This window comes from Rhodanobacter sp. MP7CTX1 (assembly GCF_014205795.1).
GTDB lineage: Bacteria > Pseudomonadota > Gammaproteobacteria > Xanthomonadales > Rhodanobacteraceae > Rhodanobacter.
Genome location: NZ_JACHCN010000009.1, coordinates 61,791 through 73,502, shown reverse-complemented (window position 1 = coordinate 73,502; position 11,712 = coordinate 61,791). Strand labels below are relative to the sequence as shown.

General features: G+C 58.6%; 10 protein-coding genes. 7 read left to right on the top strand and 3 right to left on the bottom strand.

Annotation, left to right across the window (positions count from 1 at the left end; all coding sequences use genetic code 11):
- The first annotated feature begins 182 nt into the window (after positions 1–182).
- From HDE77_RS12495 to HDE77_RS12465, 7 genes are all read left to right on the top strand, one after another.
- Entirely contained in the window at positions 183–1,139 is a 957-nt protein-coding gene (locus HDE77_RS12495) for a DUF932 domain-containing protein (RefSeq protein ID WP_184417665.1), read from the top strand.
- Between the two features lie 12 nt (positions 1,140–1,151).
- The gene (locus HDE77_RS12490; protein WP_255482696.1) at positions 1,152–1,604 is read left to right on the top strand and encodes a hypothetical protein; all 453 of its coding nucleotides are present in this window, start codon (positions 1,152–1,154) and stop codon (positions 1,602–1,604) included.
- Between the two features lie 67 nt (positions 1,605–1,671).
- The gene (locus HDE77_RS12485) at positions 1,672–2,646 is read left to right on the top strand and encodes a lambda-exonuclease family protein (RefSeq protein ID WP_184417664.1); all 975 of its coding nucleotides are present in this window, start codon (positions 1,672–1,674) and stop codon (positions 2,644–2,646) included.
- A 15-nt stretch (positions 2,647–2,661) separates the two neighbouring features.
- On the top strand, positions 2,662–3,561 hold the full coding sequence (locus HDE77_RS12480) for a hydrolase or metal-binding protein (RefSeq protein WP_184417663.1): 900 nt from the start codon (positions 2,662–2,664) through the stop codon (positions 3,559–3,561).
- Between the two features lie 229 nt (positions 3,562–3,790).
- Entirely contained in the window at positions 3,791–4,243 is a 453-nt protein-coding gene (locus HDE77_RS12475) for a hypothetical protein (protein ID WP_184417662.1), read from the top strand.
- Positions 4,236–4,577 carry a hypothetical protein gene (locus tag HDE77_RS12470; RefSeq protein WP_184417661.1) on the top strand — a complete coding sequence of 114 codons (342 nt, stop codon included), beginning with the start codon at positions 4,236–4,238 and terminating at the stop codon, positions 4,575–4,577. The genes HDE77_RS12475 and HDE77_RS12470 overlap by 8 nt, the downstream gene beginning before the upstream one ends.
- Positions 4,574–6,019, top strand: coding sequence for a YfjI family protein (locus tag HDE77_RS12465; protein WP_072758758.1), 1,446 nt, complete (start codon positions 4,574–4,576; stop codon positions 6,017–6,019). The genes HDE77_RS12470 and HDE77_RS12465 overlap by 4 nt, the downstream gene beginning before the upstream one ends.
- Before the next feature lie 149 nt (positions 6,020–6,168).
- Here the strand turns inward: HDE77_RS12465 and HDE77_RS12460 are convergent, their stop codons facing one another.
- The 3 genes from HDE77_RS12460 to HDE77_RS12450 all read right to left on the bottom strand — a co-directional run bounded on the left by HDE77_RS12460 (position 6,169) and on the right by HDE77_RS12450 (position 11,630).
- Positions 6,169–6,885 (bottom strand): MobA/MobL family protein, encoded by a 717-nt coding sequence (locus HDE77_RS12460; protein ID WP_072758756.1) that lies wholly within the window; start codon positions 6,883–6,885, stop codon positions 6,169–6,171.
- Between the two features lie 243 nt (positions 6,886–7,128).
- Complete coding sequence (locus tag HDE77_RS12455) at positions 7,129–8,538, bottom strand: hypothetical protein (protein WP_184417660.1); 1,410 nt, start codon at positions 8,536–8,538, stop codon at positions 7,129–7,131.
- Between the two features lie 20 nt (positions 8,539–8,558).
- Positions 8,559–11,630, bottom strand: a complete 3,072-nt coding sequence (locus HDE77_RS12450) for a DEAD/DEAH box helicase family protein (RefSeq protein ID WP_184417659.1) — start codon at positions 11,628–11,630, stop codon at positions 8,559–8,561.
- Between the last annotated feature and the right edge of the window lie 82 nt (positions 11,631–11,712).

The window sequence follows — 11,712 nt, the reverse complement described above, 5'->3', positions numbered from 1 at the left end:
GGCAAACTCGACACGATCTACTGCGTCCTGGTAGTTGCTACTGCGGTTCTGGTCGGCATCGTCCGATGCACCAGCTGCAGCAGCCTTAAAGCACCCTGATTCACGGCGTCACAAGCACAGCGCACAAGGCCCGGCATGTCCGGGCCTTGTGCGTTTATGCCCCCACCTACGAGGAAACGACAATGCATTTGGTTGAAACAATGGCTTACGCCGGTGAGAAGCCGTGGCATGGCTTGGGTAACAAGCTGGGCCTGCAACAGCCCATCGAGGTCTGGAAGAAGAACGCGGGGATGGACTGGCAGATCGAGCAGTCCGAAGTCCGTTACATCTCTGGCAGCAACAATGTCGGGGTCATCAACGCCTTCCCGGAACAGAAGGTGCTCTACCGCTCCGATACCAAGGCTCCGTTGGCGGTTGTGTCCAAGCGTTTTCATGTGGTGCAGCCGGGCGAGATCCTGGAGTTCTATCGCGACCTGACCGCCTGCAACGGCTTCGAGCTGGAAACGGCAGGCGTGCTGCGTGAGGGCCGCAAGTTCTGGGCACTGGCTCGTACCGGGCAGAGCGTCACGCTGAAGGGTCGAGACAAGGTGGACGGCTACTTGCTGCTGGCCACGGCCTGCGACGGCACGCTGGCGACCACGGCACAGTTCACGTCGGTGCGTGTGGTCTGCAACAACACCTTGTCCATTGCGCTGGGGAACGCCAACGGTGCTATCAAGGTTCCGCATCGCAGCCAGTTCGATCCCGACGCGGTCAAGCGTCAGTTAGGCATCACCGTTTCGTCGTGGGATGGCTTCGTCGCCCGCATGAAGGCGTTGGTGGAACGGCCCGTCGACCCCGATACGGTCGAAGGCTTGTTGCGCCGGGTGCTCACCTATGCCGCGCCGGACGGTAAGGCCGTGGTGGTCAACGAACAGGCGCTTGCCACCGTCCGCTCACTGTACGAAGGCGGTGGCCGCGGTGCGTTGATGACGTCCAGCCGGGGCACGGCATGGGGTGTGCTCAACAGCGTGACCGAGTTCGTCGACCACCACCGTCGGGCGCGTAGCGACGACCACCGCCGTGATGCGGCGTGGTTCGGCCAAGGGGCGCAGATCAAGCAGCGTGCCTGGGACGAAGCGATGAAGCTGGTGGTCTGACGGAGACCTGCGATGGGACTCGATATGTACCTGGAGGCCAAGCGGTACGTTGCCCCCTGCGACGCGCAAACGGAACCGATGCGCCGTGCCATTGGCGCGGCCATCGGCTATGTGCCGCCGAAAGAAAAGCCGGGCGAGGATGCGTCCCTGCTGGAAGTCAGTGGCGTCACGGTGCGGGTGGGCTACTGGCGCAAGTTCGATGCCTTGCATCACTGGTTTGTGAACAACACTCAAGAAGGCCACGACGACTGCCGAGCAGCCTTTGTTTCGGTAGATACCTTGATGGAGCTGGAGGATCAGCTCGAACAGGTCAGCGATGACCCGGCGAGTGCCAGCGAGCATTTCACCACCGACGAAGATGAAACGCTGGACGAAGACGATGTCGATTACACGTTGAAAGTCCTTCATCACGCCAAGCGATTGCAGGAGCAAGGCTGGGACATCTACTACCGCGCCAGTTGGTGAGGTCAATCTGATGCAAACGTCATAACGCCCGGCCTTCAGGCCGGGCTTTTTCTTTGGGAGAACACCGATGAAGAAGCGATCTGCCTTGAGGCTGGTCGATACACGCACGCTCGACCGTGGGCAATGGCTGGCCGTACGCCAAGGTGGCATCGGCAGTTCCGATGCCGCCACGGCGGTGGGCCTCAATCCGTACAAGAGCCCACTGGAACTTTGGCTGGAAAAAACCGGACGGGCGACGGCGAAGGAGGAAACCACCGGCATGGATGATCCGTGCTACTGGGGCACGCTGCTCGAACCCTACGTCGCAACGGCTTACCAGCAGAAGACCGGGCGCAAGGTACGGCGCGTCAACGCCGTGCTCCAGCACCCGACCTTCAACTTCATGTTGGCGAACCTCGACCGAGAGGTTGTTGGGAATTCGGATGTCCAGATTCTAGAGTGCAAGACGGCGGGCGAGTTCGGTTCGCGGCTGTGGAAGGACGGCGTACCGGAGTACGTGCAACTCCAGGTGCAACACCAGCTTGCCGTGACGGGCTATGCCGCGGCGGATGTGGCTGTCCTGCTGTGTGGGCAAAAGCTGGAAATCCATCGCATCGAGCGCGACGACGAAGTGATTGCTCGCCTGGTCGTGTTGGAAGCGAACTTCTGGCAGTGCGTGGAGCAGGACCTTCAACCGTCTGCTGATGGCAGTGAGTCAGCCGCACGCGCCTTGCGTCAGCTCTACCCCGGCAACGACACGACGCTGGACTTCGGCCAGGACGAATCGCTGTGCGAGACGTTCAAAACACTGTCCGCGCTCAAGGCCGAGATGGAAGAAAAGGCGCGACTGGCCGAACAGTGCAAGCAAACCATCCAGCAAGCGATGGGCGACGCCTCTCGCGCCAGGTTCCAAGGTGGCGAAGTCACGTTCCGGCGCTCGAAAGACAGTATCAGCCTCGACACTAAGCAGCTCGTCACCGACCACCCCGATCTTGCTGCGAACTACGCCGTTATCCGTCCCGGCTCGCGCCGGTTCGTGCTGTCTCTTGCCACCGATTCATAACCCTTGGAGTTCACCATGTTGAAAGGTTTGGCTATCACCCCGCCCGTGATCGGGCGGATTTCCATCGGGCGCGTGGTCGAGCGCAACGGCAAGCGGTTGCCGGAGAAGGACGACCAGTTCACCCTCACCAGCCAGATACAAGGCCGGGACGGATGGGTATTGCACCCGCTGGACGAGAAGCTGCGCAAGGAAGCGGAGGGCCACAAGCTGCGCGCGATACCGGTGCGGCTGCTGTTCAACGACCCGGCGCTCAACCTGCGCGCGGACTACTCGCTGTTCGACCGCACCACCGGCAGACCGGTATGTGTTGGCAATGGCGAGACCTGTCGGCGTACAGGCAAGGATGGCATGGCCAGCCTGCCGTGTCCGGGGCCGGGTGCCTGTGCATTCGCCAAGGAAGCCTGCAAAGCGTACGCGCGCCTCAACGTGGTGATCGGTGAAGGTGAGGGCGATGCCTTGGGCAGCTTCGTGCTTCGCACCACGTCGTACAACACCATCCGCACGCTGACGGCTCGGTTGGAGTATTTCCACGCCGTATCGGGTGGTCGGCTGGCGTGCATGCCACTGGAACTCAAGCTGCGTGGCAAGTCCACCACGATGAGCTATGGCACGCCGATCTATTACGTGGACCTCGTGGTGCGAACTGGCATCACGCTGGAACAGGCCATTACGCAGGCGCGAGAACTGGACGAGCAGCGGCAAGCCAGCGGATTCGATCAGGCGGCTTTGGACGAGGCGGCGAGGAAAGGTTTCGCCAATGGTGCGTTCGAGGACTTGGCCGAGGACGTGCAGGCCGTGGTCGAGGAGTTCTACCCCGACGCGGAACCGGCGTTGCGTGCTGATGGTGTCAAAGAAGGGGCATCCAGCTTGCGTGGGAGGCTGGAGGCGCGCGTGGCGTCCGCAGGCGTCGGTTGAGACAGAAATGAGGAGATGACGATGTTCAAGATCATCGGTGGCACGGTGGTTTACGGCTTCGCCTTGTACGGACTGGTGAGGTTTCTACAGAAAGGGAACGACCGGTTTGATGAGTAAGCGAATCGTCGGCAATAGCGTGAGAAAGAGAAGGGGCGCTTAGGCGCCCCTTCTCTTTCTCAAGTGCTTCTTTTTTTGAGTGGTTGCAGCGGCCGTTGGCGTGAGACGGGGCGTGACTGCAAAAACTTTGATTTTTTTTCCGTCGAACGATGTCGGCGAAATGGAAAAAATGCACGCACGGTTGGAACGAACTGGCCGTACTTCGACAGGAAAGGAAAGTTACATGAATAAAGCAATGCACCGCAACCCCAATGTCCGCTCACGGCGGAAGAAGCCGATTGATCGGGCACAACACAGCTACCCACCGCCTTGCTTGGTTACGGCGTGGCAACCCGACGGACCCACTGTTCGGTTTTGCGAGCTGCTCAAAGTGGTCCGCGTTGGCCGCAGCAGTGCCTACAAGATTTTGAAGAAGGACCCGACCTTCCCGAAAGGCACGCCGCTGTTCGATACGCCTCGCTCGCCCCGCTTCTGGTGGTACGACCAACTGATCGCCTGGCTGCGTGATCGCGAGCTGAAGACCGAAACCAACACCAACAACATCGAGGAATACACGCATGAGTGAGAACGAGGAATTCGAGCGCTTCAAGAACGAGCTGCAGGCAATCCAGCCCAGCAGTCGGCGCCGGAATAACGAAGCCTTCGATGAGGCCTACGACGAGATCGAGCAGCGGTTGGCTGCGAAGGTGCCCCAGAAGGGGATTCTGACGGCCTTCAACAACGCCTATGGCCTGAAGGTCAGTCCTGCTGGGTTTCGGCAGTTCCTTGAGGCCGAACGGGAGCGTCGGCAGTTGAGTGGAGAGATGCCGTTGTGCCGCTCCTGTGGCCATCCGCTTGGCATGGACGGCCATCAGGCGCTCATGGCTGACGAGGTTTACGCGGAAGGAGACGAAGCATGAACGACAGCAACTTTGTACCGCCGCCCTATCCGTTGGAGGCCTTCCTGATGTTGGTGCGACTCACGGCGTGGGAGCTGCGGCGGAACATTCAGGCACCTGACGCGCTGATCGGGATGGGGCTGATCGCCGGGATGTCGACGGCGTGCCAAGGCCTGTTCGATGTGAAGCTTCCGACTGGGCAGTGCCGACCGACGTCTCTGAACCTGATTGGGATTGCCGAGTCCGGTGAGCGCAAGAGCACCGTGGATGCATTGGTCTTCGCGCCGCTGTATGAGCATGACCGCGGCAAAGCCATGGCATTCCAGGCCGTGCTGGATAGCTATCAGGCCGAGCGCGAGCTTTGGGAGGCGAAAAGCCAAGGTCTTCGCAATCGACTCACCAAGGCGGTCAGCAAGTGTGAGTCGATCGAAGTGATCCAGGCAGAAATGGCGGAGCACGCCAAGCTGAAGCCGAAAAAGCCTCGCCTGCGGCGCTTCATGCGCCAGAACATCACAGCGCGGGCCATGATGGATGCACTCCATGGCGATGGTGAGTCCATTGCGATCACGACTGACGAAGGTCAAGTGATGTTCAAGAGCGAGACGATGGCGCAGCTTGGTCTGTTGAACAAGGCATGGGACGGTGCGCCGATGTTGACGCTGGATCGAGCTGACTTCGACAACGTCTTGGTCATGAATCCCCGCGTGACGATCAGCATCATGACCCAGAGGTCGGTGCTTCAGGCCTATTTGGCCAAGCATGGCGAGATCGCGAAGGGGTCGGGTCACTGGGCGCGGTACCTCGTGGGCTGGCCTGAATCGACGCAGGGGTTCCGGCAGGTCAACACGGAAGAACTGGTTTGGGAGTGCCTTCCGACTTTTCATGCACGGATGCGGGAGTTGCTGGAGCAGTTCGATGCAATCGCTGGATCGGGTGAAATCGAGCGTCAACTGGTTGAGTTCTCGGACGACGCAAGGGCGCGTTGGTTTGATCTGGCGAGGCAGACGGAGTGGATGCTTCGGCCTGGCGACTACCTGCACGACATCAACGACTTCGCGTCGAAGATCATGGAGTTGCTTGGCCGCCTGGCCGCCGTGTTCCACTGCTTTAGTGGCGAGGAAGGCAAGATCACGTTGGACACGCTGGAGCGCGCATTCACGGTGGTGCAGTGGCACCTGGACGAATACAAGCGATTGTTCTCGCCGCAGTTCACACTCTCGCAAGAGCAGGTCGATGCACAAGCAGTGGTGAAGTACCTTCGCGAGTGTGTCTGGCGGGGGCCCAACTCCGATACATACATCCCGAAGAACCATGTGCTGCGGTACGGGCCCGTACGCAATCGTGATCGGCTCAACGCTGCCCTTCGCCTCCTTGAAGGCCAACAGGCCGTCTGGATCGTGGTCGCCACCAAAGGCAAGCAGCGTTTCGTTCGACTCAGTGACTGGTATTTCGGCGGTCTGTAGCCGCTGTTGTGAACCTGAAGCCCCTGCCAGCTATGGCCGGGGCTTTTTGCTTGAGAGCCTGCCTGCAGGTGGATCGGCAAAAACCATGCGACTCTCGCGATTTTGTCGCAGAATCGCGCGGACGGCAGAGGGTCGAGGGCCTCCGGGAGTCAGTTCGCGGTGCCACCGGCACGCAGCGTGGCGAATTGGGCCTTCTCGTCGTCGGACATGTTCTTGATGCGTGTTGGCCCCAGGTGGCGCTCTGGGCGACGTTGCAGCCCTTGCTCGCGTAAGCTGCGGTGATCTACTCGCGCAGCGTGGCCATGCTCGGCGAGCGCCTGGTTCTGGATGTCGGCGATCTTCTTCCGTGTTGCGATGACTTCGTCGCGAAGCACCATCGGACTCTTGCCGCCGCTATCCTTGCGGCAACCGCCGGCTTCGGGTCGCTCCCGGTTGTACCTGGAGAACATCCGTTCTGGTGATCGACTGATCCCGTCCTGTACCCTGTCCGAGTACATCAAGTGCATGTGCGAATTCGTTATGCCACCAAGCGTGCCCTCGGGCGCATGGATGGCGAGCTGGAAAGGTTTGCTTCCCACCAGTTCACGGGCGAGTCGTATCGCAAGCGCGCGGTTCTGCTCCAAACTGAGCTCGTTCGGCAAGGCGACCACGTGCTCACGGTACGCCGCACCGTTGGCGCGCTCATAGGCGTCTGCGGCCTTCCAGAACGTGGCAGGATTGCCTTCTGCCCAATCGGGCAGGTTTCCATTTTCGGCATGGATCAAATCCTCGCGACCCTCGTACCTTCCCAGTCGCTCGATGTAAGCAGCGTGTTCTTTGGCGGCGCCCTTCTTGCCGCTCTTGATTCGATGATGAAAGCTGGCCATGTGTGTACTACCCTTTCTCGTTGGTCAATAAAAAACCGGCGGGGATAATCCTCGCCGGCTGCCTTGGAGATGAGTTTTCGGTTGTTTTGACGATGAGTAGAGAGAAAGGGTATGTGCGCTACCGCAATCCCCCCCTCTATAGCAGTAGTTCTTTGCTGAGCACTCCTCTGCTACCTGACTATCATCAAGACACCGACTCCATCTTCATATACATAGATGGGATGGTGTAAAGATTTACTCAGATCACGCGATGTCTGCTGCTTTGATTGCTTCTCGCGTGCAATATTCGTAGAAGCGCTGAACAGCATCGTCGCAAATGGAAACGTCATTGGATTGATAGCACTCAGCATATTTTGTCAATCGAGCCAGCTGTAATTCCATCCACGCCGAGTAGCGCCCGGTTTTCCCGGTGATTGCCATGTGGAATTGATTGAAGCGACTGAACAACAGCTGGTTGATGCCATGTGGTATGTAGTCGTGCTCGAAAAGTTCCTCGGAACTCCTGGCATCATCCATCTGACGTAGCACGCTGGTACCCTTGTCGGACTGTTCTTGGCCCAGCCAGTAGGCGGAATAGTTTGTCTTCACCTTCTGCTGGTGCCGAATGGTGCAAAGGGTGGCGATACAGTCGACCACTGTGATGTTCTTCGTATCCAGTGAAATGATGCCCCACTCATGATGGACGTATGAGCAGAGAACCTTGCTGGATGCATTGACGATTTTCAGAATGTCTCTTCTTTCACTGGCGATGCCGGTTGCATGTTGCACCAGTTTGGCTAATGCCAGAGAGTTGCTATCGACAAAGGCAGGGAATCCTTCCACGGAAGTTATCGGTGTGTTGTGATGAACTTCCGACTGCATGGCAATAGAAAGTTCGCTGCAGAAATTATCGATCTTGTCCAAAATCGGATCGACCTGATTCCCGACGCGTGATAGTTCGATGACTTCTTGATACTCACCAACGAAATTTAGAAATGGGAGGATGCGCAGATACGTGTATAAGGCTTCAGGCAGCGGACGGTCTGACCGATGGGGCATCGGCTTGTAATGCTTGACTGCCTCAGCGAGATGGGCGATGGCTTTAGCTATCGACGCTGACTGTCCGTGATGCCTTTCGTAGATAGGTTCGAGAATTTCGAGATTCTCCTGTGCTATGCATTCGAGCAGCTTTGGATAGGTCAGGAACGAAATATTTATCCTGCGCAGTACGGCTGGATCAACCTCTATGCTCAAGGTCGATAGCAGGTGATCGACGATGGCGATGCCCTTCTGATTTCTCGAAGGTGTTTCGGTGGTATAGAACTCCAGCGATGGCTTGCCCCCACGAAGCGGTGACTTGAGTAGTCTGAACAGCTGTGTGTCGTTGGTGTCGTTTGTGACGTAAAGAAGCTTGACGGTCTTCAGCGTCGATAGAGGGATGTCTTGGGCGAGTTTGGGCTGGCTCATGCCGGTGACATCGTTCAGGAATTCGAACACGCCGCTTAGCGAATCGAAAGTAACTGATGTCCCATTCGAGTCACCTCGCTCTGCGTGGGTGCCTGCAGCTGTCTTGAATTTCTCGTAGTTGAGCTCTTCGAGCAGGTCTTTGACGGTTCCCGTTTGTTCTCCGCTGGGATCGAACTCTTTGCCGAAGTCGAAGCGGGGCTTGTACATGGTGCATTCCTTGTTCGTTGTCACTTCACCATCTCCATCAGTTTGCTGAAGCTGTCCACCACCTCGTACTTGACGTTCTGGGGTGCGTATCGCCGGTTCATTTCGTCGAAGAACTTGCTGGCGCACTCGATCTTGGTCTCCTCGATCTGGCGCAATTCCATCTTGGACATGGAACCCTTGGTTTCCGCCACGAAGTAGACATGCTTGACTTGGCCTTCCTTGAAGCTGATGGCCCAGTCGGGGTTGTAGTCGCCTACCGGGGTGGAGATCAGGAAGCCACGCGGCAGCTTGGCGTAGACGACCACGTCGCTGCTGGTGTCCAGCTCGGTGACGAAGTCACGTTCGACCTTCGAGTCGGTCAGCACGTAGTCGTAGATGTGGTGCTTGAGCTTGTCACCAGCGTGGGTGAAGTCCTGCTTGGTCATCCCGGCCGTGAAGATGTCCGTGTCGTAGCGTTCCTCCACCGGGTCGTAAGCCAGGTGCTCAACGATCATGGTGGCCTTCTGCTCGTTGATGAGCCGGATGGCCTCGGCGATGAAACTCTCAGGGTTGAGCCTGTACTGCGCGAAGACCGCGGTGTTCATTCCCTTGAGGATATCGGCCACCGTGCGCCGGGTGAGCTTGGTTCCTTCGGCGAGCTTGCCGATCAGGTCGTAACGCACGTCGGAATGGACAGAGGCACGATGATTCTCGACCACGCTCTCGCCGACGCGGAAACTCTTTCCGCTTTCGAGCTGGTCACGATCCACCGCGTCTTCCTGCTCACCACTGACGATCACGTATTGCAGCGGTGTCACCCGCAGGCCGACACTGTCGGCCCGATCGTTGATCGTGCTCACGGCCTTCTTCACCAGCTCATCGCTGTCGAAATGCACGCTGTAGGCCGCCTTGCGGTTGATGCGGTTCCATAGCGCCTTGAACTCCTGCTTGTCGAAGTTTGCGTTGAGCGGATTGCGCTTAGGCTTGCGGCCATCGTCGATGTCGGGCAGTTGCGCTGCGCTGAAGACACTGTCGATCAGCATGACGACCTGTGCCTCGTACGGACGCAGCTCTGCTGGCAGTTCGGCCAAGGCACCATCTTTTTTAGCCTGGTGGTATACGTTCGTGATGCTGTCGTTGTCGTCGGTGTAATCGTTCTTGAGCAGGTACTTGTAGATCTGCTTCGCCATGGCCGGCGTGACGGATACCTCGCCCTGTTCGGTCTTGAGCACCTTGCCGGCGAAGTAGCGCTCATCAGCCTTGCGCGGGCGCTCGGACAGCGCCTTGGTCATGTCCTCCTGCAAACCGGCTACGAAATCCTTGTAGCTCTCGCTGGCCACTACGGTGAGCAGGTTGATGTCGTGGACGGTGACCGGGTTGTCCATGCGATAGCCTTGCTGGTTCACGGCGAGGCGCAGTCCTCGACCCACTTCCTGGCGGCGCGAGACGGTGTTGTCGCTGTGCTTGAGGGCGCAGATCACGAATACGTTGGGGTTGTCCCAGCCTTCGCGCAGCGCGGAGTGCGAGAAGATGAAGCGTACCGGCTCGGTGAGCGACAGCAGGCGCTCCTTGTCCTTGAGGATCAGGTCGTAGGCGTCTACATCGTCGGACTGACCCGCATTCTCGCCGCGCTTCGCCACGGTGGGGTCGGTGAGGTGCTTGGTCTTCTTGTCGATGGAGAAGTAGCCGCTGTGGGTCTTCTCCGTTGCGATGCCCTTGAGGTACTTGCTCCAGGGCGTTTCCTCCAGCCCGAGTACCTCGTTCAAATACAGCTGGTATTCCTCTTCGAAGATGCGCGCGTATTCGCCTTTGGTGTCGGCCACGGTGTAGTCGCGATACTTCGCCACCTCGTCGATGAAGAACAGGCTCAGCACCTTTACGTCCTGCGAGAACAAGGCCTGTTCCTTGTCGAAGTGCGCCTTGATTGCCTCGCGGATCTGGATGCGGCGCAGCATGGCCTCGTTCACGTCGCCCGTCGCATCGCCCACGGTCAGTTCCACGCCGTTGGTGAAGCTAAGGGTGTCGGTGTTGGCGTTGATGTCGGAGACGACGAAGCCCTGGCGGTATTGGTCCAGCTCGTCGGAGAGCGTGAACAGGTTGTCGCTCTTCTTCAGCTTGCGCATCGTGCGCTTGATCTTGCCGCCGGCGAGCTTCTGCTCGAACTCCACGCGGGCTTCAGGTGGCTTCTTGCTCGAAACCTCGATGGACTGCAGGTACAGATAGGCATTCGTGCCGGTCAGCCCTTTCATGGTGATGCCGCGCACCGCGATCTTCTTCACCAGCTTCTGGTTATAGGCATCCAGCGCGTCGAGACGATGCACCTGGTTATGGCGGGTCTTGTGGGTGGCTGAGTAGCGCAGCACCATCAAGGCCTTGAACGCCTCCAGTGACTTGAGCGTCGCCGCACCTTCCATCTTCTGTGGTTCGTCCAGAATCAGAATGGGCCGGTTGGCGCTGATGACGTCGATGGGCTTGCGTGACTGGAAATCGTCCAGCTCCTCGTAGATGCGTCGGTTGTCCTTGCCGGTGGCGTTGAAGGCCTGCACGTTGATGACCATCACGTTGATGCCGGCATCCGACGAAAAGCTCTCCAACTGGTGCAGCTGCTTGGAGTTGTAGATGAAGAACCGGACCTTCTTGCTGTAGGTTTCCTGGAAGTGGTCGGCGGTGATCGCCAGTGACTTGGCAACGCCCTCGCGGATGGCGATGGAGGGCACCACGATGACGAACTTGCTCCAGCCGAACTGTCGGTTCAGCTCGAAAACGGTCTTGATGTAGCAGTAGGTCTTGCCGGTGCCGGTTTCCATCTCGATGTCGAGATTCACCGCTGAGACCTTGGTCTTGGTGAGCGCCGTGGATGCGCTGAGGTTCTGGCTGTGCTGCACCTTCTGGACGTTCTCAAGTAGGGCCTGATCGGTCAGCAGCAAGTCGGCATTCCTGAAGCCATCGCCGCCGCCCACGGTGCTGCCGATGGTCTGGCCCTTGGTCTGCTTGCCCGGGTCGATGCGGTAGCTCACAGCGCGGGCGCTGGCAGGTGGCTGGCCGGCAAAACAGTCCACCACCGCCTGCACGGCGGCGGTCTGATAGGGCTGGATTTTGAACTTGAGCTTCATGGTGTTCCTGCGAGCGTTCCTTTCTGCAAGGCTTCTGCAAGCTCTACTTGCAGAAAGGAGTAAGTAATTGATCTATAAGCAG